Raw genomic sequence first — 23,623 nt, 5'->3', positions numbered from 1 at the left:
CCCGCAGGAGCATTTCCCCCTTTTCGCTCCTGCAGGAGTGAGATCTCCGCAGTTGTTGACGGGGTGTGTTCACTCGGATGGGTTCAGGCGGGTGCGTCAGGGGCAGCAGGGGCGTCAGGGGCGTCAGGGGCGTCAGGGGTGTCAGGGGCGTCAGGGGCGTCAGGGGTGTCAGTGGTGGAAGGGGCGTCAGAGACGACAGTGCTTGCGACGCGCGCAAAAATCACCACACCGCGGCGAGACACCTCCCGCTTCAGCCCGGCGCGCTCCAGCCGCTCCACCACCTCCGCCGGCAGCTTCGGCAACGGCGGCACTTGCGGCACTTGCGGCACTTGCGGCACTTGCGACGATTGCGACCGCACGCCTTTCGGTACACGGGCGAGCCCGGCGATCAGCGACACCGTGCGCCCGGGCGCCACGAGCACGACCCGCGCGTACTCGCTGTCACTCCGACAGCGCAGTGCGGCAATGTCGGCCAGTCGCACCTGCATCGCCTGCTCTCCCCACTGCAGTTCCAGCCGATCCCGCGATACTCGAATGGTGCCCGGCACCGTGCGTCGCCTCAGCAGCAGGATCGCGATCCCGGCCCTATCGATCCCGGCCCCCTCGGTGAACACCGCGACCCCCGCCTTCGCCGCGGCGTCGTGCACATACGTGCCCGGACTGCCGCTCGACACCGCGCCGGATCCGATCGTGACGATCGCCCCGCGGGTCTCGGCGAGCGCCGGGATCGCCGCCTGGCAGGTGAGGATCGTGCCGAGTAGATCGACCCGCAGGTCGGCCTCGATATCGGCCGGGTCGATATCGGCCGGGTCGAGATCGACGAGGCGGCCGGTCGCCCGGATCGCGCCGGCGTTGGCGACGATCCCCGTGATCGGCGCGTCGGCCGCCGCGAGCACGAGGTCGTGGCCCTCGGAGGCGAGCCGGAGAGCGATGGCGCGGCCGATCCCGCGCGATCCGCCGGTGACGACCGTGGTCGGCTGCAGGCTGCTCATAGCGATTCACCCGAGCAAGGCGCGACGGGCGCACCCGCTCACTCGGAGCCCGGCACCGACCCCAGATTCTTCGCCGCGCGGCAGATCTCCTCGGAGGCCGCGACCGCATCCGCGATCAGCGCCGCATCGCCGGCACGCTCGGGATCCAGCCAGGTGTCGTGGAACTCGCGCGGCAGAATGAGCGGCATGCGCGCCTCCCCGCGATCCGAGAGCACGTGCTCGGCGTCGCCGACCCCGTGCCGCGTCACCATGGAGTAGCTGGTCAGCGGGCTGCCATCGGCGTCGTCGGCCTCCGTGGTGATGGCGGCGATCCCGAACAGCGCGCCGTCCTCGAGGGCGAAGTGCTGCTTCTTCTCGATGTACCAGGTCGCGGGCAGGAGCGCGCGGGTCTGGAAGGCGCCCCGCCACCGCCGGGTGAGCGCGTCGTCGCGCGAGTTGAACGCGCTGAACTTCGCCGGAGCCCCGCCGACCCACAGCCACCACCAGCCGTAATGCAGCTCGCGGCCCGATCCGGTGTCGCGGATCAGGGGGTTGACGTTGCGGGCGCGTTTACCCGTGATGCGGGCGGTGTTGCGGTGCTCGGCCGCCCACCGCGCAAGATCCTCCGCGACCTCGCGCTCGTCGAGGGGCGGGAGATCCGCTGGGATTCCACCGCCATACGGGCCACCGCCGAGGCCATAACTCGCGCACATGCTGCCAGCGTAGGCCGCGCCGACCCGGAGCGCCAGCGGTGCTCGCGCGGTCCGGGCCGAGCCCCTTGCTGCCGCGCGTTCCGCCGACCTGCCGCGCGTTCCGCCGACCTGGCACCGTGTCGCCGACCTGCCACCGTGTCGCCGACCTGCCACCTCACAGAGCCCGAGCACATGGCAGGTCGGCGAGAGGATGGCAGGTCACCGATGTGAACTCGCTCAGCGCAGCCCATCGCAGCCCAACCCAACCCAACCCAGCCCAGCAGGCTAGATCTGGTACTCGATGTCGTGGTACTTGCCGCGGTAGAAGACGAGCGGCGCGTGCTGGGGGTCGGTCGAGAGCCCCGCGACCCGCACCAGGAAGATGAGGTGGTCACCCGCCTCGATCTCCTGCTCGATCTCGCCGGCCACCCAGCCGATGACGCCGTCGAGCGTCGGGGCGCCGTTGAGCGCGGACGGGTGCCAGGCCACCCCCTGCCACTTGTCGGTGCCGGATCGGGCGAACTGCCCGCTCAGCTGCTGCTGCGCCGCGCCGAGGAAGTTCACGACGACCTGGCGGTGCGCGCGCACGGCCTCGAGACTCTTCGACGTGCGGGCGATCGAGAACGACACGAGGGGCGGATCGATCGAGACGCTGTAGAAGGACTGGCACGTGAAGCCGACCGGACCGTCCGCGCCGTGCGTGGTGATGACGGTGACGCCGGAGGCGAAGGCGCCGACGGCGTCGCGGTATTCGCGCTCGTCGAAGGGCACGGGGGTGAGGGCGTCCGGCGACTCGGCACTTGGCGACTCAGCAGACGGCGACTCGGCAATGGGCGATTCCGCAGCCGGCGACTCCGCAGCCGGCGACTCGGCGCCAGCAGGTTCGGGTGCGTCCGACGCGGGACCGGCTGCCGGCGCAGCGGTGTCCGAATCGGGATCGATCACCAGGGTGAGGTGCGAGGGGCTGGTCATGCGGAGGCCTCCGAGGACTGATCGGTGAGCGGGGAACGTGCGGGGGCGGGGGCGGATCCGACGGCCGCGAGCAGGTGGCCCTGGCTCGCGATCCACTCATCGAGGATGAGCTCCCGGCGGTCGAACTTCGGCGTGACGAACGCGAGCCCCTGCGTGGGGACACTCGCGCCGAGTTCGACGAGGAGCGGACGCAGGGTGACGTCGACCGCGAGCGTGTGCTCCTCCGATGCAATGGTGAACACCGGCACGGCGGTGACCCCCGAGAGCCCCTGCGCCGGATACCGGTCGAGGAACGCCTTGAGCAGACCCGTGTAGCTCGCCTTGTAGGTGGGGGTGGCGATCACCGCGAAGGTGGCGGCGCGCAGTTGCTCGCTGACGGCATCGATCTCGGGGGCGGGCCAGCTGAAGAGCTGGGACGCGTGGTCGATGAGGTCGACGGTGGGCAGGATCTCGGCCCCCGTGACCGCGGCGATGCGCGCCGCGAGCTCCTCGGCGATCTGACGCGTGCGGGAGTGCGGTTTCGGGTTTCCGACGATGACGGCGATGGTGGACAATGCGGTCCCTTCAGAGATGGCGACGCCGCGGTGGTCGACGCGAACGCGGGCGCAGCGTCGGCGGGTCCGGGCGCAGTCGTCGCAGACTGACGAGGTCATGATCCACGGTGTGGTGTCGCGGAGTCGCCCCCGGATCTCATCCGGCGGACTGCTGTCAGCCTACGGGCGAACTTCTCGGGTCCGAGGCCCCGCCGACACAGTGCGTAATGGACCGGGGTCGGGATCAGCGCAGTCATTTTCCGTCACACACCTTTCACCTTTGATTATGGCAAACATAAGCTCCAGGCATGTCTCATCATCACACCGCTCCGACCGGGGGCATCGATCCCCGGTTCACCGTCGGCGTCGCCCTCGACGGCGCCGGGTGGCATCCGGCCGCCTGGCGCGAGCCGAGCGCCGATCCCGCCGCCCTCTTCACGGCCGCGTATTGGACGGCACTCGCGGTGTCCGCGGACACCGCGGGCGTCGACTACCTCACGCTCGAGGATTCCCTCCACGTGCAGGGCGCGGACCTCACCGGGCCCCTCGGCGTCGCCGACCCGGAGCTCCCGCCGCGCGTGCGGCCCGGCATCGTCGAGGGTCGCCTCGACGCCCTGCTCGTGGCCAGCTGGATCGCCCCCCGCACCCGCGGCATCGGGGTGATCCCGACCGTCACCACCACGCACACCGAGCCCTTCCACCTCGCCACGGCCCTGCAGACCCTCGACTTCGTCTCGGAGGGTCGCGCCGGCTGGCAGCTCCGGTTCTCGCCTGGCGCGGTCGACGCCGCCGCCTTCGGCCGGAAGCCGGCACCGGAGATCGACCTCGCCGCGGTGCTCGCGGGACGCCCGGATCCGGGTCTCGCCGAGCTCATCGGAGAGGCCGCCGAGGTCGGCGAGGTCGCCCGGGCGCTGTGGGACAGCTGGGAGGACGACGCGATCATCCGCGACGTCGCCACCGGCCGCTTCCTCGATCGCGATCGCGTGCACCGCATCGACTTCGCGGGCGAGCGCTTCTCGGTCGCGGGCCCGTCCATCGTGCCGCGCGCACCGCAGGGGCAGCTGCCGATCACGCTGCTCGCGCACGCCGCTCCCATCTACGCCCTCGCCGCAGACATCGCGGACGTCATGTTCATCACGCCCGACAGCGTGTCGCAGCGCGCCGGCGCCTCGCGCGGCCGCGGCGTCGCGGAGCTCGTGGCGGCGGTGCGGGCGGCCGAAGCGGCCTCGGATCGCGCGGCACGCGGGTTCGCCCCGCTGCGCATCGTCGCCGACCTCGTCATCGGGCTCGACACCGCGGCGGAATCGGCCGCCGACCGGCTCGATCGACTCAACACCCTCGCGGGATCCCCGTACGAGAGCGACACCCGGGTGTTCGTCGGCGGCGCATCCGACGCCGCCGACCTGATCGGCGCGTGGCATCGGGCGGGGGTCGACGGCGTGCGGCTCCGACCGCTCTCGCTGCCGAACGATCTCACGGCCATCGGCGAGACGCTCCTCCCCCTGCTGCGGGAGCGCGGGATCCTCCCCGCGGCCGACCCCCAGCCCGAGGGGAGCCGCGACCTCCGCGGCCGCTTCGGACTCGGCGTCGCCGTGAACCGCCACGCCGCAGCCCGCGCGGGATCCGCGACGACGCCCGCACCATCCACCACCACGACGGAGGCCCCCGCATGAGCACCCCCGAGCCGAAGCGGCAGATCCACCTCGTCGCCCACTTCCCCGGCGTGAACAGCACGACCGTATGGACCGACCCATCGGCCGGCAGCCAGATCGACTTCGATTCGTTCCGCCGCTTCGCGGAGACCGCCGAGCGCGGCCTGTTCGACTACATCTTCCTCGCCGAGGGCCTGCGGGTGCGCGAGCACGGCGGGCGGATCCACGACCTCGACGTCGCGGGGCGCCCCGCGACCCTCGCCGTGCTTACCGCGATCGCCTCGATCACCCGCCACATCGGGGTCGTCGGCACGCTGTCGAGCACGTTCAACGAGCCCGTCGAGCTCGCGCGGCAGCTCGCCTCGCTCGACCACCTCTCGGGCGGCCGCGCCGGGTGGAACGTTGTTACCTCCCCCGACGCGTTCCACGGCGGCAACTTCCGCCGTGGCGGGTTCTTGCCGTATGCGGACCGGTACCTGCGCGCGGAGGAGTTCGTGCGGCTCGCCAAGCAGCTCTGGGACTCCTGGGGCGCGGACGCCGTGCTGGCGGATCGGTCGAGCGGACGCTTCGTCGATCCCGAGGCCGTCCGCGGCGTCACCCACGACGGCCCGCAGTTCGATGTCGCCGCGACGAGCACCGTGCCGCGCAGCCCGCAGCGGTACCCCGTCATTGTGCAGGCCGGCGACTCCCCTGCGGGGCGCGGGTTCGCGGCCGCGAACGCCGAGATCATCTTCTCCCGGCACACCGGCTTCGCCGACGGGCAGCAGTTCTACCGCGACGTGAAGGGCCGCCTACCCGCGGCCGGCCGCAGCGAGGACTCCCTCCTGATCCTGCCGGGCGCCTCGGTCGTGCTCGGCGACTCCGCGGCCGACGCCCACGAGCGCTCGCGCGAGATCGGCTTCGCCCAGACCAGCCCGCAGACCGCGATCGCGTGGGTCGAGGCCATTTGGGGTCGCGAGCTTCCGGGGCTGGATCCCGATGGGCCATTGCCCACGACGCAGCCCGGCGACACCGAGCAGCGCCAGGGGCAGGTGTCGACCCGGGTCGACGACCGCATCGCCCGCGCCGAGCAGCTGCGGGCGCGCGCGGCGGCCGAGCACCTGAGCGTGCGGGAGCTGGTCGTCGCGGAGACCGCCGCGCACTCGTTCGTCGGCACACCGGAGCACGTCGCCGCGGAGCTCGACCGCCACGTGCAGGGGCGGGCCTCCGACGGGTTTGTGCTCGTTCCGCACCTCACGCCCCACGGCCTCGACGAGTTCGTCGACCGGGTCGTGCCGCTGCTCCAGGAGCGAGGGGTGTTCCGCACGGCCTACGGATCCGCCGGGATCCCGAATCCGACCCTGCGGCAGACGCTCGGGTTGCCGGATCCCCCCGGGCTCGGTGCGATCAGCGGGGTGGAGCTCGTCGACGCGGTCGTCTCGAGCAGCGAGGGGGCATCCGCATGAGCACCCTCGAGACTCACTCGCCGCGCGCCGCCGACGCGACCGCTGCCACTGCCGCTGCCACTGCCGCAAACGCGACCACCCCGCGCATCGACCACACGGAGCTCGAGGTGGTGCACCTGCTCGCGAGCGATCCGCTCGCCGCGCCGCTCCTGCAGGATCTCGAGCGCGAGTACGACGCCCGCTACGGGGTGGCGGTCTTCGGCGAACCGGCGATCGTCGAGATCACCCGCTACCCGGTCGAGGCCTTCGCGGCGCCGAGCGGTGCGTTCCTGGTGCTCCTCCACCACGGCGTTCCGATCTCGGGCGGGGCGTTCATGCGCTACGACGAGCGCACGGCCGAGTTCAAGCGCATCTGGACCCGCAGCGACCACCGCGGCCAGGGGCTCGCGAAGGTCGTGCTGCGGGAGCTCGAGGCGCGGGCCCGAGTGCTCGGCTACGAGCGGGTGTACCTCACCACCGGGCCGCGCCAACCCGAGGCCGTCGCGCTGTACCTCGGCTCCGGCTACACCGCGCTCTACGACCCCGCGATCCCCGCCGAGGAGATCGGCGCGCACCCGTTCGAGAAGGACCTGCACCCCGCGAGTCCGCCCACCCTCTCAGGAGCATCGTCATGACCACCACCGCACCCGCGCCGTCCACCGATGCCCCGACGACGCCCGCGGCCGGCGGGCCGGGATCCGGTGACGCCGAGCGCCCCACCGCCCCCGAGGTCGTCCCCCTGCGCCACTGGCTCCGCTGGGGACTCAGCGCCGTCGCCGTCTTCCTGCTCGCCCAACTGGTGTGGACCTTCTTCACCAACCCGCAGTGGCGCTGGGGAGTGTTCGCCGAGTACTTCTTCAACGACGCGATCATCCGCGGCCTCTGGCTGACGCTGTGGCTCACCGTGTCGTCGGCCGTCATCGGCTTTGTGCTCGGCGGGCTCCTGGCGCTCGCGCGGATGTCCGGATCCCCGCTCCTCAACTCGTTCGCCTGGACGTTCATCTGGTTCTTCCGCTCCGTGCCGCTCGTCGTGCAACTGGTCATCTGGTACAACCTCGGATACCTCTTCCCGACGCTCGGGATCGGCTGGCCGTTCACCTACGACTTCTGGTTCGTCGAGTTCGACACCGTGCGCCTCATCTCGTCCACGGTCGCCGCGATCCTCGGACTGTCGCTGCACCAGGCGGCGTACTCGGCCGAGATCATCCGCGGCGGGCTGCTGTCGGTCGACCAGGGACAGATCGAGGCGGCGAAGGCGCTCGGGATCCCGCGCAGCCGCCGCTTCTTCCGGATCACCCTGCCGCAGGCCGCCCGCGCGATCCTGCCGAACGCCTTCAACGAGGTCATCGGCCTCCTGAAGGGCACCTCGGTCGTGTTCATCGTCGCCCTGCCGGAACTCTTCTACACGGCGCAGGTGATCTACAACCGCAACCAGCAGGTCGTCCCGCTGCTGCTCGTCGCGGCGGCCTGGTACACGATCTTCACCACGATCCTCAGCGTCGCGCAGTACTACATCGAGCGCCACTTCGCGCGTGGTGCGGAGCGGGAACTGCCGCCCACCCCGATCCAGCGCGCCCGCGCCTGGGTGAGCCGCACCTGGGTGGCCGCGCAACGGCCTCTCCCCCCGTCGAGCGTCGCCGCACTCACGTCCACCTCTGATCACGAGCAGTAGGGAATCCACCATGAGAACCACTATCACCGCCCCCGTGCGCATCGCCGACGCCCCGGCCGAGACCGTGGAATCGCTCGCGACTCCCGTGACCGAGGCGGCAGCCGCCTCCGTCGACTCCGTCGCTCCGCATCTCGCATCGGACCCGGATCCGGCGGCGAGCGCAGCATCCGCGTCAACACCGAGCCACGCTCCCTCCTCCACGGACGTCACCGGCCTCGTCGATATCAGCGGCGTGCACAAGTCGTACGGCCCCCACGAGGTGCTGCACGACATCTCCCTCACCGTCGCTCCCGGCCAGGTGCTCACACTGCTCGGGCCATCGGGATCCGGCAAGTCGACGCTGCTGCGCACCATCAACCACCTCGAGACGATCGACGCGGGGGCGATCACAATCGACGGCGAGTACATCGGCTACGAGTGGCGCGGCAGCAAACTGCACGAGCTCCCGGAGAAGCGCGTGCTGCAGCGCCGGACCCGCGTCGGCATGGTGTTCCAGAACTTCAATCTGTTCCCGCACCTCACCGCGCTCGAGAACATCATCGAGGCACCGCTCAGCCTGAAGCGCGCGAAGAAGGCCGCGGCGATTGCTCAAGCCCGCGAACTCCTCGCGAAGGTCGGGCTGTCGGATCGCGCCGACCACTACCCGCGCCAGCTCTCCGGCGGGCAGCAGCAGCGCGTGGCGATCGCCCGCGCGCTGGCACTCGAGCCCGACGTGCTGCTCTTCGACGAACCGACGAGCGCCCTCGATCCCGAGCTGGTCGGCGAGGTGCTCGGGGTGATCCGCGAGCTCGCCCACTCGGGCACGACCCTCATCATCGTCACCCACGAGATCGGGTTCGCGAGCGAGATCGCGGACCACGTCGTGTTCGTCGATCACGGCCGCATCGTCGAGCAGGGTCCCCCGGAGCAGGTGCTCAGGGCACCCCGGCACCAGCGCACCCGGGACTTCCTCGACAAGGTGCTGTGACCGGATCCCGCTCCGCCCGCACCTGCTCCTCTCTCCCACCGACCACCGAATCATCCGCACCCACACACACAAAGGAACCCACCATGTCCGCACCACCCTCCCTCCGCCGGTCGCTCCCGCTCACGGGCCGGATCGCCACCGCCTCCGCAGTGCTGCTCGCCCTCGGCGGTCTCGTCGCCTGCAGCAGCGGACCCGATACGGGCGCCGCGGCCGAGGTCCCCGGCGGCCAGGCCGAGACGACCGAGTCGCCGTTCGACCTGACCTCCGCGAACGCCGACGACCGGATCCGGATCGACCCGGTGCCCGAGGCCGTCGCGCTGCTCGAGGAGAGCGGCTTCGAACCGATCCAGGCCGGCAAGTTCACGGTCGCGAGCTCGGCGTACGAGCCGCCGCTCAGCTTCCTCGCCGAGGACGACAACCAGACGCTGCTCGGGGTCGAGCCCGACATCGCGCAGCTCGTCGCCGACGGCCTGGGTCTCGAACTGGACGCCGAGAACGTCGCCTGGGCCGACTGGCCTCTCGGCGTCGAGTCGGGCAAGTACGACTCCGTGATCTCCAACGTCACCGTGACCGAGGAGCGGAAGGACCTGTTCGACTTCGCGATCCACCGCAACGACGTGCTGGCCTTCTCGGTCGCCGCCGACAGCGACATCACCTCGATCACCGAGGCCGCGGACGTCGCCGGCCTGAAGGTGGTCGTGGGCAGCGGCACGAACCAGGAGAAGATCCTGCTCGACTGGTTCGCCGAGAACGAGAAGGCCGGTCTGGAGCCGGGCGAGCCGATCTACTTCGACGACCAGGCCGCGGCCAACCTCGCGCTCGCGTCGGGTCGCGTCGACGTGAACTTCGGGCCGAACCCGACCGCGGCCTTCCGCGCTGCGGTGAGCGGCGAGTCGAAGATCGTCGGCACGCTGAACGGCGGGTTCCCCGCGAACGCGCAGATCGGCGTCACGACCGCGAAGGACAACGGCCTGATCGAGGCCGTGGCCGCCGTGCTGAACCACACCATCGAGAGCGGCGAGTACGCCGAGGTGCTGGAGCGCTGGGGCCTGAGCGACGAGGCCGTTGAAGAGTCGCTCATCAACCCGCCCGGACTGCCGAGGCCGTGACCTCGGTGCTCTCCGAATCGCATCACCGCCCGGCCCGCATCGTCATCATCGGTGCGGGCCCGGCGGGCGTCATGCTGCTCGAGCGCCTTGTCGCGAACCACCGGCGGGACAGCCCCGGTGCACCGCTGCGGATCGACCTCGTGGATCCCCACGAACCCGGCGGCGGCCGGATCTGGCGGCGCGCGCAGTCGCCGCTCTTGAAGCTGAACTCGATGCTGCGCGACGTGACGGCGTTCACCGACGACTCCTGCACCATTGATGGCCCCGTCGCCCCGGGCCCCTCGCTCGCGGAGTGGGTCGAGCTGGTGCGCGACGGCGCGATCCCGCGACCCGATTGGCACGACGCGCTCCTCGATGCGGAGATCGACCGCATCGGCCCCTCCGACTTTCCGACGCGGCGCCTGAACAACGGGTACCTCGCGTGGGTGTATTCGGAGATCGTGCGTCGCGCCGACGACGCCGTCACCGTCGCGTGGCACGAGGATCGTGCACTGCGGGTCGATGACGCCGAGCCCGGGCATCTCGTCCGCCTGGCCGCCGGGGCGAGCCTCGCCGCCGACGTCGTACTGCACACCATCGGGCACACGGGATCCGCGCCCACCGCCGAGTCGATCCGCCTGCAGGATGTCGCGAGCCGCCACAATCTCACCTATATCGCCCCCGCCTTCACCGCAGACGTCGACCTCAGCGGGGTCGCCCCCGGCGAACCCGTCATCGTGCGCGGCATGGGTCTCGCCGCGACCGACCTCGTGGTGCTCCTGACCGAGGGGCGGGGCGGCCGCTTCGTGCCCCGTGCCACGGGCGGCCTGACGTACGTGCCGAGCGGGCGCGAGCCGATCCTGCACCTCGGCTCCGGCCGCGGGGTGCCGTACCGCTCCAAGATCACGAGCCACCCGGTGGGCGAACCGCAGACGCTCGAGTACCTCGGTGAGCCCTTCCACCGCGGCCTCTCCGCGCGCACCGCGCCGCTCGACTTCGACGCCGACGTGTGGCCGCTGCTTTCGGCGGAGCTGCTCACGGGGTATTACCGCGAGCTCTTCACCGGGCACCCCGAGCAGGTGCGTGGCACCTGGGCATCGTTCGCCTCCGCGCTGCGCGGGATTCTGGCCGCGCCGGGCGGGGCCGACTCGGACGAGCTCCTGGCACTGATCGAGGCCCACGTGCCGCACGCCGACGACCGCTTCGACCTCGCGTCGTTCCTGCGCCCGCTCGGGGTTGCGGAACCGGTGGCTGAACCGGGCGCGGTGGATTCGGATCCTGACGCCGCCGATCCGGGCGCCGCCGATCCGGACGCCACCGATCCGGGCGCGACCGATCCGGTGCACGATCGAGTGCGCGCCCACGTGGCGCAAGATCTCCGCCAGCGCACCTCGCAGGAGCACAGCGCAACGCAGGCGTTATTCATGACCGCGCTGTTCAGCTATCTGTCGATCACCGAGGTCCCCCTCGCGCGGTGGAACGCGCGCAGCCGCACCGAGTCGCTGCCCGGGCGCTGGCACCGCACCTTCAGCTACCTGGCGAGCGGCCCTCCCGGGCACCGTCTCGAGGAACTGCTCGCCCTGGCCGACGCGGGGGTCGTGCGTTTCCTCGGCGGCGAGCTGACGGTCGAGGCGGACGAGCACCGACGCCGGTTCGTCGCCACCGGTCGGGCGCGGGTCGGGGGTGCGGGTTCGGGTTCGGGTTCGACCGTCGCCGAGAGTTCCGTGGCGGCCACGACGCTGATCGACGCCTGGTTGCCCGAGGCGCAGGCTCGCGAGAGCGACAACCCCTTCCTCCGGGGTCTCGTCGCGCGCGGGATCGCGCGCGAACTGCGGGCGTCCGACACGGAGTTCGCCGGGAGCACCGGTCAGATCGAGGTCGCCCTCGACGGGCGGCTCGCGGGAGCTTCGACGCAGTTCGCGATCGGGCCGTTCACCTCGCTGCCGACGGGTGGCGCGTTCACGCGGCCGCAGCTCAACTCGCTGCCGTTCCGCGTGCACGATCGCTGCGCGCGAGCGGTGCTCGCCGAGGTGTGGCGGGCGCGATCCCGTGTCGATCTCGCGCAGGAGTCCGACGCGTTCGGGGCCCTCATCGACGCGACGGCGGGATTCGAACCCGCTGCTTCCCGGTCATGACCCGAGCACCGGAACCATCCGGATCGTCGCGATAGTTTTATGGTAGCCATTCAGTGAGCTTATGATTCGAAGATGACGCCGGGTGTCGGCTGCGGCGCCCGGATCCGGCACCCGAACCCCGGACACCCGGTGTTCACCGAGCGTTCCATTCGCAGTACGGCAGTCTCGTAATTCCCGGCCACCTTGCCGAGTTTGAATACAACTGATCTCGAAATCGGGATCGCCCGCAGCTCAACTCGAAAGGTCTCCCCATGCGCCGCACCTCCCTCACCGCACTGGGCACGATCGGGATCGCCGCCCTCGCCCTCACCGGGTGCCAGGCCTCCGCGCAGGATGCGTCGGGCGCGAACGTCGCCCCGGCATCGGACGCCCCGATCACCATCGCCACCCTGCCCGTCTCCGACGACCCGACCCAGGTCAACCCGATCGATGCGCTCGTCGAGCTCCTCGAGGCCGAGACCGGTCGCGAGGTCGAGGTCACCGACGTGCCCGACTACCTGAGCGTCGTCGAGGCGATCCGCGCCGATCATGTCGACATCGGCATCATGAGCGGCTTCCCCTCGGCGCTCGCCGTCAACACCGGGGAGGTCGACGCCCTGCTCGCGTGGAAGGGCAGCGAGGAGCCGGTCTCCACCTGCGTCGTGCTGGACGACTCCCCCGTGCAGAGCGTCGAGGACCTGCGGGGCAAGACCGTCGCCTTCGCCGACCAGGCTTCGAGCTCGGGCTACTTCATGCCGGTCTACATGCTGCAAGAGGCGGGACTCACCCAGGGCGAGGACTACGAGGCGATCTTCGCCGGCGGCCACGAGGGCAGCTTCGCGGCGCTCGCGCAGGGCCAGGTCGACGCGGCCTGCACCGCGTTCATGCTCACCGAGATGGGCGAGCCGATGTTCCCGTTCGCCGACGGCGAGTGGCGTGCGATCGGCGAGAGCCCGGCGATGGACGTGATGGGCACGGTGCTCGCGCGGCAGTCGCTCGACGATGAGACCCGCAGCCAGCTCGAGGAGGCCCTGCCGAAGGTGTTCTCCGAGGAGAACGCCGAGGCGCTCGCAGCCTACAGCTCGTTCATCGGCCTCGAGGTGGAGATCGCCCCGGAGCCGAGCATCTTCGCCTCCTTCGCCGACATCGCGGCGGTCGCGGGCGTGCAGCTCGAGGATCTCGAGTGAGCGCCGCGCTCCGCATGCCGAGCGTGCCCGCACCGCTCGTCGCCGCGGACCCAGCACCCGCGGACCCAGCACCCGCGACCCCGGCCCCCATGACCTCAGAACCCTCGACCGGCGAACTGCGCCAGGCCCTCCCGTTGATCACCGTCCGCGACCTCCGCGTCGCCTACGACACGAAGCCCGTGCTCGACCACGTGGATCTCGACCTCTTCCCCGGCGAGATGGTGGCGCTGCTCGGCGCCTCGGGATCCGGCAAGTCGACGCTCATGCGGAGCCTCACCGGCTTCGCCCCGATCTCGGGCGGCTCGGTGCGGGTCGCGGGGCACGACGTCACGAACCTCCGCCGCGGCGAGCTGCGCACCCTGCGCTCGGAGGTCGGGCAGGTGTTCCAGCAGTTCAACCTCGTGCCGCGCATGAGTGTGCTCACCAATGTGCTCGCCGGCGCCCTGCACCACGCCGGGCCGATCAACTGGGTCGGCGGCTTCTCGGGCGCCGACCGGCGTCGCGCCCTCGCCCTGCTCGATCGGGTCGGGATCGCGCACAAGGCCTCCGAGCCGGCGCGCTCGCTGAGCGGCGGGCAGCAGCAGCGCGTCGCCATCGCGCGGGCGCTGATGCAGCGGCCGCGGGCGATCCTCGCCGACGAACCGGTCGCGTCGCTCGATCCGAAGCTCGCCGATGCCGTCCTCGCACTCCTGCGGCAGATCGCCGCGGAGGACGGGATCCCCGTGCTCGTCAGTCTGCACGTGCTGCCACTCGCCCTCGCCCACAGCGACCGCATCGTCGGCCTGCGGCACGGGGAGATGCTCGTGTCGGCCCGCACCTCGGAGCTCGACGCGGCGGATCTCGCCGTGCTCTACGCCGACGACGCGCACGACGGCCACGGCCACGCGACGGGGGCAGCAGCGTGAGCACCATCACCCCCGAGCCGCGCACGCAGCGGCCGACCCCCGAACTCGCCCCCGCCGACCGCGCCCGCATGGAGCGCGCGTTCTCGATCCCGCGCACGCGATTCCTGATCGGGATCCCGGTCGCGATCATCCTCCTGCTGTGGTCGGCCGGCGGCGTCGGCTTCGACTTCCTGAAGCTCGGCGAGGGCGCGGTGAACATGGGCGAGTTCGTGTCGCGCCTGTTCCCGCCCGACTTCTCCAAGCTCGGCACGATCCTTGCCCTGCTGCTCGAGACGCTGCAGATGGCGATCGTCGGCACCGCGCTCGGGGCGGTGCTCTCGCTCTTCGTCGCGTTCGCCGCGGCCTCGAACATCGCACCGAAGTGGCTGTACTACCCGGCGCGCTGGGTCATGAACGTGATCCGGTCCGTGCCCGACCTCGTGTTCGCGCTCATGTTCGTCTCGGCGGTAGGGCTCGGGCCGTTCGCCGGCATCCTCGCCATGACGCTCGGCTCGCTGGGCTCGATCGGCAAGGTGTTCGCCGAGGCGATGGAGTCGGTGGATCGCGGTCCCATCGTGGCGATGGAGGCCGTCGGGGCCTCGCGCCGCCAGGTGATCCAATACGGCGTACTGCCCCAGGCCGCACCCCTGCTCGTCTCCTACACACTGCTGCTCTTCGAGGGCAACGTGCGCGGTGCGACGATCCTCGGCCTCGTCGGCGCCGGCGGCATCGGCCTCGAGCTCACCACCGCCATGCGCATGTACGACTACGGCCACTTGAGCGCCATCATCATCTGCATCATCGTGCTCGTCACGCTGATCGACCAGGGCAGCGCCCTCATCCGAAGGAGAATCACATGACCCCCACCGTGCTCGATCTGGAGCTCAGCGCCCCCGTCAACCTGCGCGATCTCGGCGGCATCCCGGTCGCCGGGGGCCACCTGCGGACCGGTCTCGCGATCCGCACCGACGACCTCGCGTATGTGACCGAGGAGGTCGCGGCCGCCCTTGTCGCCGAGAACCTGACCGCCATCATCGATCTCCGCTCCCCGCTCGAGGTCACCGCCACAGGCCGGGGGCCGCTCGCGCAGTTCCCGGTGGCGTACCACCACCTCCCGCTCATCGCGAACGTCGGCGCCACGATGTCGGAGGGCGATCGCGTGCCGAGCGGCGGCTTCGGGCACGAGGCGATGGGCGCGATGTACGTGCGGATGGTCGAGACCGCCGCGCCGCAGCTCGTGTCCGCGCTCAACATCATCGCCCACACGCCCGGCGCGACCGCGTTCCACTGCGCGGCGGGTCGGGATCGCACCGGGGTGCTCGCCGCCATGCTGCTGCTCGTGCTGGGAGCGGAGGATGACGACATCGTCACCGACTACGCCCGCACCGGAGCCAACATGCCCGCGATCATGGCGCGCACGCAGCCGGTGATGGGGGCGATGTGGCGGGCGCTCGGCGTGGATCCCGGGGAGTACGACACCTCGGCGCTGCTCGACGGCGCCATGGACCGCTCGATGCGCCTGCTCCTCTCTGAGCTGCGGGAGCGCCACGGCGACGCGCTGGCACCACTGCGTGCCGCCGGGCTCAGCGACGACACGGTGGCTCGGCTGCGGTGGCGGGCGGTCGCGGCGTGAGCTCGACGGTGCTCGCGGCTCCCGCGGCTCCGGCGGCTCACGCGGATCCCGCGGCGCACACGGACGTGGCCGCTCACGCGGACGTGGCCGCTCACGCGGGTCCGGACGCAGGAGCAGCGGCCGCTCCTGCTGCCACGACCGCACGACGGCCCGGGCGGCCGCGCGACGAAGACCTCGACCGCCAGATCATCGACGCGACCCTCGCCGTGATCGACACGGAAGAAGAGATCACGGTGTCGCGGATCATCGCGCGCAGCGGGGTCAGCCGTGCCGCGCTCTACCGCCGCTGGCCGTCGCTCACCACGCTGATCGCCGCGGCGCTCGACGTCGGCCGCACGGTGCCGCCGGAGATCCCGACCGACGGCGATCTCCGCGCGGCGATCTTCGCCGGGATCCTGGGGGATCCCGCCTCGCTCGCGCCGTCGGTGACGGCCGCGGGCTACTCCGAGGCGCGGTTCCGGCAGCGGATCCGGCTCGTGATGGGCGACCGCGAACTGCAGCGGGCCTACTGGAACTCGCATGTGGCTCGGCGGCGGGTGCCGATCGAGGACGCGTTCCGGGCCGGGATCGCCCGCGGGCTGCTACGGTCGGACCTCGACGTGGCCGCCTGCTTCGACGCCCTCGCCGGGGCGGCGTACTACCAGATCGTGGTGCGCGGCGACCGGCTCACGGACGCCTCGACGCGGGATCGACTGCACGCCGCCTTCGAGGTGGTGTGGCGGGGCATGCTCGCGGATCCCGCGCAGGAGACCGCGCACTAGCCAGCGCCTCCTGCGGAGGTCCGGGCAAATGAGGCGCGACTCCCCCGGGATGGCCCTCATGTCCCGAGAGCTCCGCGGCTGCCGGGATCCGGCGGCAGCTACGACCCGACGCGCACCAGCATCTTGCCGGTGTTCGCTCCGCGCATCATGTCGAGGAAGGCGTCGACGGTGTGCTCGATGCCGTCGACGATCGTCTCGTCGTAGGCGATCTCACCGGCGGCGAACCACTCGGTCATCCGCGCGCCGAACTCGGGCGACAGATCGAGGTGCGCGGCGAGGGTGAAGCCGCGGAGCGTGAGCGCCCGGGTGATGATGTTCGCGAGGTTGTCGGGCCCCGGGACCGGGCCGTCGGTGTTGTACGCGGCGATCGCCCCGCAGAGCGCGACGCGACCGCCGTCGTTCATGACGTCGAGCGCCGCCTCGAGGTGGTCCCCGCCGACGTTGTCGAAATACACGTCGACACCCTCGGGCGCGGCCGCCGCCAGCTGCTCGCGAATCGGGGCGTCCTTGTAGTTCAGCGCGACGTCGAAGCCGTACTTCTCGGTCAGCAGGCGCACCTTTTCGGGGCTGCCAGCCGATCCGATGACCCGCTTGGCGCCCAGCAGCCGCGCGATCTGCCCGGCCGCCGTCCCCACGGCACCGGCCGCCCCAGAGATGAACACGGTGTCGCCCTCGCGCAGCTGCGCGATGCGTGTGAGCCCGACGTAGGCCGTGAGCCCGGTCATGCCGAGGATGTGGAGGGAGAGCGACAGCGGCACCCCCTCGCGCTCCGGCACGGAGCGGAAAGTCGAGGCATCCGCCTGCACCACGTCCGACCAGCCGTGCTGGTGCAGCACCACGGTGCCGACAGGGAGCGACTCGGCAGTCGACGCCACGACCCGGCCGATCGCGCCGCCCGTGATCTGCGCGCCGAGCGCGTAGGGGGCGACATAACTGCGGACGTCGTTCATGCGTCCGCGCACGTAGGGGTCGACGGAGATGAAGGCGTTGGCGACCCGCACCTCACCCGGCTGCAGCGGTGCGAGCTCGACGGTGGCGACGCGGAAGTCATCGTGCGTCGGCCAGCCGGACGGCCGGGAGGCGAGGTGGATCTGCGTGCTGGTGGCGGTGCTGGTGGCGGTGGTCATTGAACTCAATATCTCCTTGATTGCGTGTCGGTTGCAGATGCGTGCCGGGCCGAGATCGGTGCCGGACTCAGATCAGCGCCGAGATAGCGAGCAGGATCAGCGCGAGCGCGGGGATCGTGCCCTGCTTGAGCGCGGCACCCCGTTTGCCGGGTGACGACACGAAGAGCACGAGCGCGGCGGCGAACATGGATCCGACCCCCGCGATCACCAGGGCGAGCCCGGCCCCCAGGAGTGCTGGGCCCGACAGCACCAGCGCGATGCCCACGACGGAGACGATCGCGAGGAAGAGGTTGTAGAAGCCCTGGTTGAACGCCATCTCCCGCGTCGACTCGGCCTCCTCCGCGCTCAGCCCGAAGGTGGCGCGGGTCTTCCGACTCGTCCACGTCACCGACTCCATCACGAAGATGTACACGTGCAGCAGCGCGGCGAGCGCCGCGAGAATCAGTGCCGCGATCAACATGTCGCCCGTCCTTACCGGTGTCTGCACACCCTGTTCTGGAATACTCAGTTCACTATAGCGCATACTAGAATGATTGGTACAGAAAGGGGGTGGCGCATGGGTCGCCCGCAGGCATTCGACACGGCTGCCGCCGTCCGCGCCGCGCGCAGCGTGTTCTGGGCGCAGGGATACGAGGGCGCCTCCGTCCCCGAGCTCGAGGCGGCGACGGGGCTCAGCCGGTCGAGCATCTACCACGCGTTCGGCAATAAACGCGGCCTCTTCGACGCGAGCGTCGAGAGCTATCTCTCCGAGGTCGTGCGCCCCCGGCTGCGCCCACTGCTGGCCGATGACGTCGCGCCCACCGCACTCGTCGGCTACCTGACGGGACTGCGAGAGGCGCTGGAGGCGCACTCCGCGCTCGCGGCGGACGGCTGCTTGCTCATCAACGCCGCCGGATCCCGCATCGGACAGGACGACGCCGTGCGCGCGGCGATCTCGGACTACCAGCGCGAGCTGCGCGAAGCGTTCAGGCGCGGGATCACGGCCACCCACCCGGATCTCGACGGCGCGAGCGCGGACCGCGGATCCCGCACCATCACGGCGCTCGTCGTCACGGCCCTCGCGCTCACCCGCGTCGATGCCGCCGCGGCCCTCGAGAATCTCGACGCCGCGATCGACTTCGCCCGGTAGCCCTGCGCGGTCGCCCCGCGCGACACGGAACAGCACCGAGCAGCACTGAGCAGCACGCCTACGGGGGCCACTGCTGCACGAGAATCGCTGATTCCGGTACAGAAGTGGCCCCCGAAGCCCGGCCTCACACGGCCGGAAGGAGCGTCCCTAGTGCGCGCCGAGCGTCACCGCGATCTCGTTGGGCGCCTGATCGAGCGCCACGGAGGCCGTGACCTTGCCCGTGGTGAGGTCCACGGCGTGCACGGTGTTGGCCGCGGGCTCCGTCACGTAGGCGATGTCGCCGTTCGCCACGATCGCGGGGTGCGCGTCCTGCCACTCGGCCGGACCTTCCCACGCGTCGATCACCGGGAACTCGTCGACGAGCTCACCCGTCGCCGGATCGAGCACGTGGATGGCACCGTCGGTCGACAGGATGTAGGCCAGATCCTCCGGGCCGCGCACGACGTCGCGGAAGGTGTACCGCACGTTCTCGGGCAGATCGACGACCTCGAAGGTCTTCGCCGCGGTGTCGATAAGCGCGACGGCGCCCAGCAGGTAGCCCTCGGCGTCGGGGTCGGTCTTGTAGTCGCCGACCACGATCGGGCTCGTCTCGGAGACGAACGCGTTCCCCATGCGGCCGAACTCATCGGGCGCCTCGAACTTCTCGAACGCGCCGTCCTGGTAGAGCAGCGCGCCGTTCTCGCAGCCGAAGATGACGGCCTCGTCTGCCGCGGTGCCCTCGCCGTGGATCCCAGGGCACGCGTCGCTCGAGGTGATTTCGTGCCAGTGGTCGTCGTGGGGCTCGAGCGCGATCGCGCCGCTCCTGGAGCTGTCGTCGCCGACCGTCGTCACGAGCGTGCCGTCTTCGAGCACGATCGAGACGCCGTGGTGCGGAGCATCGGCGGTGTAGGTGGTCGCCTCGGGCAGCGCGCCGTCGGCCTCCGCCAGCTCGGCGGTGTTCAGCACCGTCGTCTCCCCCGTGCCGTCGTCGAAGAGCACGGTGTTGCCGGCGTGGCGCACCACGTGGCCCGCGGCGGTCGCGGGCACCACGAGCTCGGTGAGCTCGGGCGCGACGGTGTCGAGCAACTGGAAGCCCTCGGACGTCGTCACCACCACGTGGCGGCCGTCGCCCGCGGGGTTGAGCCGGGTGAACTCCTCGGTGGAGAACTCGTCGACCACCTCGAGGGTCGTCGCGTCGAGTACGGCGATGCCGCCCTCGACCGACACGGCGACCCGTCCCTCGGCCTGGTGGGTGTCGCCCGCGGAGCCCTCGGACGTCACCGACCCCGCGGAGTCGGCGGTGCTGGCGGAGCATCCCGCAGCGAGCAGCGCGATTCCCGCGACTGCGGCGATCGCACCCAGGTGGGCGCTTCGTCGTTTCATGTGCATGTTGCTTCTTTCTTCTGGTGTGGGTGTGGACAACGTGGGTGGGTGGATGCCGGGCTGTCCCAGCCGGGCCGTTCGGGCTGCGGGATCAGCCCGCGGGAGTGAGACCCGTCGAGATCCGCTCGGTGTTCGCGCGCATCATCTCGAGGTAGGTCTCAGCGCCCTCGCCGGGCTCGGTGAGCGACTCCGTGAAGAGCTCGACGACCTGCACGTCGAGATCGGCCTCGCTCGCGAGCACCTGCATGAGCCGGTCGGGCTGCGACGACTCGGCGAAGATCGTCTCGACCCCCGCCTCTCGAATCGCGGCGCTGAGGTCGCGCAGGTCCGCGGCGCTCGGAGCCGCCAGGGTCGTGCCGCCCGGGATCACGGCGCCGATGAGTCGGAAGTCGAAGCGCTCCGCGAGGTAGCCGAAGACGTGGTGGTTGGTGACGAGCGCGCGTCGGTCGTCCGGGATCGCCGCGAACGACTCCCCCATGTCGGCGTCGAGGGCGAGCAGCTCGTCTCGATAGGCGTCGGCGCTCGCGGCGAGCGCCGCGGGATCGATCCCGGGAAGCCCCGCGGCGGACTCCTCCAGCGCGTCGACGACGTCGATCATGCGCGCGGGATCGGTCCAGAAGTGCGGATCCGGCGCCCCCGCGGCGTCGCCCTCGGCGTAGGGCAGCACGTCGATGACGTCCCCCGCGACGAGCATCGGTGCATCGGCTGCCGCCGCGCGATCGAGGTGCTGCTGCAGCCCCTCCTCGAGTCCCAGCCCGTTCGACACCACGAGATCGGCGCCGTCGAGCAGCGCCGCCTCGCGCGCCGAGAGCTCGAAGGAGTGGGGGTCCGCGTTCGGACGCATGAGGGTGGTGACGTCCGCCTGGTCGCCGAGCACCTCCGCGACCACGTCGCCGAGGATGTTCGTGGTGACCACGACCTGAGGCTGTGCGGTGGCGTTGTCCGCACCGGAGCCGGGGGCCGGGGAGCAGCCCGCGAGCCCGAGCAGCACGGCCGCGAACGCGACTCCGATGGCGGCGCGAGCGCCGATCGGTCGCCGGCGCATCGTTTGGCCGGCCATCGGTCGGCGGGTCATCGTTCGGCGGCTCATCGGCCGACCTCCACCACGTGGTCGGGGCGGGTGCCGGGTTCGAGCACGCGGGCGATCCTGGCGCCGTCGGCGTAGTCGATCTCGTACACGACCCCTGCCGCGGGATCGTTCACGTACGCACGATTGGCGTCGACGGTCAGGGCGACGCGGGCTGCGGGATCGGCGTCCGCCGCGGCTGCGAGCGACGCCGCGAGCAGCGGCTCCGTCGCGGCGAGCACCTCGCCCGAGCCCGCGGAGAGCACCCGGACGATCCCATCGGTGCCGACCGTCACGACGTGTCCGGTCTCGTCGTCGACGGCGGCCGCTGCGACCAGCGCCGTCTCGGTCGGGATCCACGTCCACTCGCGGGCGCGGGTGTCGAGCAGCCAGACCCCCGCGTCGGCACCGATCCCGGCGACCGTCGGTCGCCCCTTGCGCGCGCTGAACGTCGTGGCGGGCGCCGCGGCGTCCGCAGGGTACGCGATTCGCTCGAGGATCGGCGCACCGTCGGCGTCGACCGAGGCGAGCACGGCCCCGTCCGCGCAACCGACCACCGCGCCCACCCGCGTGGTGATGCTGCCGGCCGGCTCCGTGCACGGCACGGCCTCGACCCCGGCGCGATCCTCGCCGGACGCGCTGACGACCCGCAGTGCGTCGGCGCGGGATCCCGCCCCCGCCGTCGCGACGAGCGCGCCGTCGTCGAGCGGCACGACGAGGCCGTTCGGCGCCCCGGTGTCGAGGCGCAGCGTCTCGACGATGTCGCCGGAGGCGAGCGCGGCGTTGTCGAGCAGCACGGCGTCGCCGGAGCCGGGGAAGAAGAGCCCGGTCGATCCCGCGGTGGAGAGCAACCCGGTCGAGATCGCGGCCGCGCCGTCACCCTTGACGGTGCCGACGGTGCGGGCTTCCGCGCGGTAGTAGTGGAAGTGGTCGACGTGATCCCAGGTCCAGACGCCGCTGTCGACGATCTCGACGCCGGAGTCGGTCGCCGCGAAGACGTACCGGCCGTCCGTGTCGACACGGGTCGGCGGCTCGACCGCGTCGAGTTCGGCGAGGGTTCCGTCGAGCAGATCCAGAGTAGAGACCGCCCCGGAGGCGTCGATCGCGACGAGGCCGAGGGGCGGTTCGGCCACCTCTGCGGCACCGGCGATCGCCCCGTGACCGGCAGCGTCGGAGACGGCATCGGACGCGGCGCCCGAGCTGGCTGAATCCGAATCAGAGTGGGTGGGTGCGGTCGGCGCGCAGGCGGCGAGCGACAGCACGAGCAGGGCGCCGAGCGGAGTGAGGAGCGCGGCGGAGGAGCGGTGGAGCATCAACGGCTTTCAGGGTGGAGGGCGGTCGGTGTTGCGAGGTCGTGGGGTGCAGGGAGGTCGCGCCCGTGAACGTTCTCGCGGGCTGGAGTGTGAGCGAATTCTGGGGTGTGAGCGAATTCTGGGGTGTGAGCGATTTCAGGGCTTGAGGATCGGAGAGGATCCGGATCCCGGACCGACTCCGGATCCGGCGCCTGCCGCGATCCCCGTGCCGACTCCTGCGCGATCCCGGACCCGCGCGACCCGACGGCGGCTCCCGCGGCCGCCACCCCCGAGGACAGCACCGCGAGGAGGATCGCCACCCCGGCGATCGAGGCGCCGGCGGCGGTTCCGAGGAACCACGAGCCGACGAGCCCCAGTGCGACCGCCAGGATGCCGAACGCGCTCGCGAGGAGCATGCGCGCAGGGATGCGGCGCGTCCACGGGCCCGCCGCGACCGCCGGGGCGAGCAGCAGCCCGACCACGAGCAGCGACCCGACCGCCTGGTACGAGGACACCACCGCGAGGGTGACGAGCCCGACGAGGGCGAGCTGCGCGAGGCGGGGACGCAGGCCGAGGGTCTGCGCGATCCGGGTGTCGAACGCGGCGGCGACGAAACTGCGGTGCAGCGTCGCAGCGACGAGCACCGTGACGATCGCAGCGATCGCGAGCGCTGCGAGATCCGCGGGGGAGAGCGCGAGGATGTCGCCGAAGAGCATCGCGGTGGCGTCCGTGGCGAAGGTGCGCGAGTGCGACACGATGATCACGCCGAGGGCCAGCATCGCGACGAAGAGGAGCCCGATGCTGGTGTCGGCGGAGAGCCGGCCCCGGCGCTGCAGCAATCCGATGAGGGCGCTCATGACGATGGCGCTCACCGCTCCGCCGAGCATGACGGGCGCGCCCGCGACGGTTGCGAGGGCGACACCGGGCAGCATGCCGTGGCCGATCGCTTCGCCGAGGAACGCCATGCCGCGCACGACGACCCACGTGCCGACGACACCGCAGATGATCGCGGCGAGCGCACCGCCGAGCAGCGCGCGCAGCACGAAGTCGGAGGCGAAGGGTTCGAGGAGGAGTGGCACTCGACCACCATACATACA

23 protein-coding genes and 1 tRNA gene are annotated in these 23,623 nt (G+C 71.3%); 13 read left to right on the top strand and 11 right to left on the bottom strand.

The window, feature by feature from the left end; translation table 11 throughout:
* Positions 1 to 83 precede the first annotated feature (83 nt).
* The 4 genes from MUN76_RS10695 to MUN76_RS10680 all read right to left on the bottom strand — a co-directional run bounded on the left by MUN76_RS10695 (position 84) and on the right by MUN76_RS10680 (position 3,189).
* Positions 84 to 992 (bottom strand): SDR family NAD(P)-dependent oxidoreductase, encoded by a 909-nt coding sequence (locus MUN76_RS10695; RefSeq protein ID WP_244684570.1) that lies wholly within the window; start codon positions 990 to 992, stop codon positions 84 to 86.
* Positions 993 to 1,030: 38 nt separating this feature from the next.
* A complete protein-coding gene (locus MUN76_RS10690; RefSeq protein ID WP_244684568.1) occupies positions 1,031 to 1,684 on the bottom strand; it encodes an SOS response-associated peptidase family protein in 654 nt (217 codons plus the stop codon).
* A gap of 264 nt (positions 1,685 to 1,948) precedes the next feature.
* Entirely contained in the window at positions 1,949 to 2,635 is a 687-nt protein-coding gene (locus MUN76_RS10685; RefSeq protein WP_244684566.1) for a flavin reductase family protein, read from the bottom strand.
* The gene (locus MUN76_RS10680) at positions 2,632 to 3,189 is read right to left on the bottom strand and encodes an NADPH-dependent FMN reductase (protein WP_244684564.1); all 558 of its coding nucleotides are present in this window, start codon (positions 3,187 to 3,189) and stop codon (positions 2,632 to 2,634) included. Before MUN76_RS10680 ends, MUN76_RS10685 begins: the two co-directional genes overlap by 4 nt.
* Positions 3,190 to 3,476: 287 nt before the next feature.
* On the opposite strand from MUN76_RS10680, the gene MUN76_RS10675 reads away from it, so the two are divergent.
* The 7 genes from MUN76_RS10675 to MUN76_RS15640 all read left to right on the top strand — a co-directional run bounded on the left by MUN76_RS10675 (position 3,477) and on the right by MUN76_RS15640 (position 12,106).
* Positions 3,477 to 4,841: an LLM class flavin-dependent oxidoreductase gene (locus MUN76_RS10675; protein ID WP_244684562.1), complete on the top strand. Its 1,365-nt coding sequence runs from the start codon at positions 3,477 to 3,479 to the stop codon at positions 4,839 to 4,841.
* Positions 4,838 to 6,265, top strand: coding sequence for an NtaA/DmoA family FMN-dependent monooxygenase (locus MUN76_RS10670; RefSeq protein WP_244684560.1), 1,428 nt, complete (start codon positions 4,838 to 4,840; stop codon positions 6,263 to 6,265). Before MUN76_RS10675 ends, MUN76_RS10670 begins: the two co-directional genes overlap by 4 nt.
* The gene (locus MUN76_RS10665; protein ID WP_244684558.1) at positions 6,262 to 6,879 is read left to right on the top strand and encodes a GNAT family N-acetyltransferase; all 618 of its coding nucleotides are present in this window, start codon (positions 6,262 to 6,264) and stop codon (positions 6,877 to 6,879) included. The genes MUN76_RS10670 and MUN76_RS10665 overlap by 4 nt, the downstream gene beginning before the upstream one ends.
* Positions 6,876 to 7,916: an amino acid ABC transporter permease gene (locus MUN76_RS10660; protein ID WP_244684556.1), complete on the top strand. Its 1,041-nt coding sequence runs from the start codon at positions 6,876 to 6,878 to the stop codon at positions 7,914 to 7,916. Before MUN76_RS10665 ends, MUN76_RS10660 begins: the two co-directional genes overlap by 4 nt.
* Before the next feature lie 10 nt (positions 7,917 to 7,926).
* On the top strand, positions 7,927 to 8,883 hold the full coding sequence (locus MUN76_RS10655; RefSeq protein WP_283248096.1) for an amino acid ABC transporter ATP-binding protein: 957 nt from the start codon (positions 7,927 to 7,929) through the stop codon (positions 8,881 to 8,883).
* An 83-nt stretch (positions 8,884 to 8,966) separates the two neighbouring features.
* Positions 8,967 to 9,992, top strand: coding sequence for an ABC transporter substrate-binding protein (locus MUN76_RS10650; RefSeq protein ID WP_244684554.1), 1,026 nt, complete (start codon positions 8,967 to 8,969; stop codon positions 9,990 to 9,992).
* A gap of 71 nt (positions 9,993 to 10,063) precedes the next feature.
* Positions 10,064 to 12,106, top strand: a complete 2,043-nt coding sequence (locus tag MUN76_RS15640) for an FAD/NAD(P)-binding protein (protein ID WP_429953370.1) — start codon at positions 10,064 to 10,066, stop codon at positions 12,104 to 12,106.
* On the opposite strand, the gene MUN76_RS10645 is transcribed toward MUN76_RS15640, so the two are convergent.
* A tRNA-Met gene (locus MUN76_RS10645) sits at positions 12,066 to 12,137 on the bottom strand. The genes MUN76_RS15640 and MUN76_RS10645 overlap by 41 nt on opposite strands.
* Positions 12,138 to 12,357: 220 nt before the next feature.
* On the opposite strand from MUN76_RS10645, the gene phnD reads away from it, so the two are divergent.
* Genes phnD through MUN76_RS10620 form a run of 5 tightly spaced genes read left to right on the top strand, consistent with a single transcriptional unit; the run spans position 12,358 to position 16,550 of the window.
* Complete coding sequence (gene phnD / locus MUN76_RS10640) at positions 12,358 to 13,272, top strand: phosphate/phosphite/phosphonate ABC transporter substrate-binding protein (protein WP_244684553.1); 915 nt, start codon at positions 12,358 to 12,360, stop codon at positions 13,270 to 13,272.
* On the top strand, positions 13,269 to 14,177 hold the full coding sequence (locus tag MUN76_RS10635) for a phosphonate ABC transporter ATP-binding protein (protein WP_244684552.1): 909 nt from the start codon (positions 13,269 to 13,271) through the stop codon (positions 14,175 to 14,177). The genes phnD and MUN76_RS10635 overlap by 4 nt, the downstream gene beginning before the upstream one ends.
* Positions 14,174 to 15,016: a phosphonate ABC transporter, permease protein PhnE gene (gene phnE, locus MUN76_RS10630; protein ID WP_244684551.1), complete on the top strand. Its 843-nt coding sequence runs from the start codon at positions 14,174 to 14,176 to the stop codon at positions 15,014 to 15,016. Before MUN76_RS10635 ends, phnE begins: the two co-directional genes overlap by 4 nt.
* Complete coding sequence (locus MUN76_RS10625) at positions 15,013 to 15,789, top strand: tyrosine-protein phosphatase (protein ID WP_244684550.1); 777 nt, start codon at positions 15,013 to 15,015, stop codon at positions 15,787 to 15,789. The genes phnE and MUN76_RS10625 overlap by 4 nt, the downstream gene beginning before the upstream one ends.
* Positions 15,786 to 16,550, top strand: a complete 765-nt coding sequence (locus MUN76_RS10620) for a TetR/AcrR family transcriptional regulator (protein WP_244684549.1) — start codon at positions 15,786 to 15,788, stop codon at positions 16,548 to 16,550. Before MUN76_RS10625 ends, MUN76_RS10620 begins: the two co-directional genes overlap by 4 nt.
* Before the next feature lie 98 nt (positions 16,551 to 16,648).
* Here the strand turns inward: MUN76_RS10620 and MUN76_RS10615 are convergent, their stop codons facing one another.
* Both MUN76_RS10615 and MUN76_RS10610 read right to left on the bottom strand, forming a co-directional pair.
* A complete protein-coding gene (locus MUN76_RS10615; RefSeq protein WP_244684548.1) occupies positions 16,649 to 17,677 on the bottom strand; it encodes an NADP-dependent oxidoreductase in 1,029 nt (342 codons plus the stop codon).
* Positions 17,678 to 17,744: 67 nt separating this feature from the next.
* The gene (locus tag MUN76_RS10610) at positions 17,745 to 18,137 is read right to left on the bottom strand and encodes a DUF1304 domain-containing protein (protein WP_244684547.1); all 393 of its coding nucleotides are present in this window, start codon (positions 18,135 to 18,137) and stop codon (positions 17,745 to 17,747) included.
* 96 nt (positions 18,138 to 18,233) lie between these two features.
* Here MUN76_RS10610 and MUN76_RS10605 point away from each other — a divergent pair, with 96 nt between their 5' ends.
* A complete protein-coding gene (locus MUN76_RS10605) occupies positions 18,234 to 18,806 on the top strand; it encodes a TetR/AcrR family transcriptional regulator (protein WP_244684546.1) in 573 nt (190 codons plus the stop codon).
* Positions 18,807 to 18,953: 147 nt separating this feature from the next.
* On the opposite strand, the gene aztD is transcribed toward MUN76_RS10605, so the two are convergent.
* From aztD to aztB, 4 genes are all read right to left on the bottom strand, one after another.
* Positions 18,954 to 20,168 (bottom strand): zinc metallochaperone AztD, encoded by a 1,215-nt coding sequence (gene aztD, locus MUN76_RS10600; protein WP_244684545.1) that lies wholly within the window; start codon positions 20,166 to 20,168, stop codon positions 18,954 to 18,956.
* Between the two features lie 91 nt (positions 20,169 to 20,259).
* The gene (gene aztC, locus MUN76_RS10595) at positions 20,260 to 21,213 is read right to left on the bottom strand and encodes a zinc ABC transporter substrate-binding protein AztC (protein WP_244688751.1); all 954 of its coding nucleotides are present in this window, start codon (positions 21,211 to 21,213) and stop codon (positions 20,260 to 20,262) included.
* A 41-nt stretch (positions 21,214 to 21,254) separates the two neighbouring features.
* On the bottom strand, positions 21,255 to 22,547 hold the full coding sequence (locus MUN76_RS10590) for an ABC transporter (protein WP_244684543.1): 1,293 nt from the start codon (positions 22,545 to 22,547) through the stop codon (positions 21,255 to 21,257).
* Positions 22,547 to 23,605: a zinc ABC transporter permease AztB gene (aztB, locus tag MUN76_RS10585; RefSeq protein WP_244684541.1), complete on the bottom strand. Its 1,059-nt coding sequence runs from the start codon at positions 23,603 to 23,605 to the stop codon at positions 22,547 to 22,549. Before aztB ends, MUN76_RS10590 begins: the two co-directional genes overlap by 1 nt.
* Positions 23,606 to 23,623: the final 18 nt, after the last annotated feature.

The organism is Leucobacter rhizosphaerae, assembly GCF_022919175.1.
Lineage (GTDB): Bacteria > Actinomycetota > Actinomycetes > Actinomycetales > Microbacteriaceae > Leucobacter > Leucobacter rhizosphaerae.
The sequence above is the reverse complement of the archived record's forward strand: the minus strand, read 5'-3'. Positions and strand labels throughout refer to the sequence as shown.

Coding starts and splice junctions, on each gene's coding strand:
- MUN76_RS10650 (WP_244684554.1), top strand. CDS start 8,967: ATGTCCGCACCACCCTCCCTCCGCCGGTCGCTCCCGCTCACGGGCCGG.
- MUN76_RS10665 (WP_244684558.1), top strand. CDS start 6,262: ATGAGCACCCTCGAGACTCACTCGCCGCGCGCCGCCGACGCGACCGCT.
- MUN76_RS10685 (WP_244684566.1), bottom strand. CDS start 2,635: ATGACCAGCCCCTCGCACCTCACCCTGGTGATCGATCCCGATTCGGAC.
- MUN76_RS10590 (WP_244684543.1), bottom strand. CDS start 22,547: ATGCTCCACCGCTCCTCCGCCGCGCTCCTCACTCCGCTCGGCGCCCTG.
- MUN76_RS10605 (WP_244684546.1), top strand. CDS start 18,234: ATGGGTCGCCCGCAGGCATTCGACACGGCTGCCGCCGTCCGCGCCGCG.
- aztC (WP_244688751.1), bottom strand. CDS start 21,213: ATGCGCCGGCGACCGATCGGCGCTCGCGCCGCCATCGGAGTCGCGTTC.
- MUN76_RS15640 (WP_429953370.1), top strand. CDS start 10,064: ATGCTGCTCGAGCGCCTTGTCGCGAACCACCGGCGGGACAGCCCCGGT.
- MUN76_RS10675 (WP_244684562.1), top strand. CDS start 3,477: ATGTCTCATCATCACACCGCTCCGACCGGGGGCATCGATCCCCGGTTC.
- phnD (WP_244684553.1), top strand. CDS start 12,358: ATGCGCCGCACCTCCCTCACCGCACTGGGCACGATCGGGATCGCCGCC.
- aztD (WP_244684545.1), bottom strand. CDS start 20,168: ATGAAACGACGAAGCGCCCACCTGGGTGCGATCGCCGCAGTCGCGGGA.
- MUN76_RS10610 (WP_244684547.1), bottom strand. CDS start 18,137: ATGTTGATCGCGGCACTGATTCTCGCGGCGCTCGCCGCGCTGCTGCAC.
- MUN76_RS10695 (WP_244684570.1), bottom strand. CDS start 992: ATGAGCAGCCTGCAGCCGACCACGGTCGTCACCGGCGGATCGCGCGGG.
- MUN76_RS10625 (WP_244684550.1), top strand. CDS start 15,013: ATGACCCCCACCGTGCTCGATCTGGAGCTCAGCGCCCCCGTCAACCTG.
- MUN76_RS10655 (WP_283248096.1), top strand. CDS start 7,927: ATGAGAACCACTATCACCGCCCCCGTGCGCATCGCCGACGCCCCGGCC.
- MUN76_RS10670 (WP_244684560.1), top strand. CDS start 4,838: ATGAGCACCCCCGAGCCGAAGCGGCAGATCCACCTCGTCGCCCACTTC.
- MUN76_RS10690 (WP_244684568.1), bottom strand. CDS start 1,684: ATGTGCGCGAGTTATGGCCTCGGCGGTGGCCCGTATGGCGGTGGAATC.
- MUN76_RS10615 (WP_244684548.1), bottom strand. CDS start 17,677: ATGACCACCGCCACCAGCACCGCCACCAGCACGCAGATCCACCTCGCC.
- MUN76_RS10660 (WP_244684556.1), top strand. CDS start 6,876: ATGACCACCACCGCACCCGCGCCGTCCACCGATGCCCCGACGACGCCC.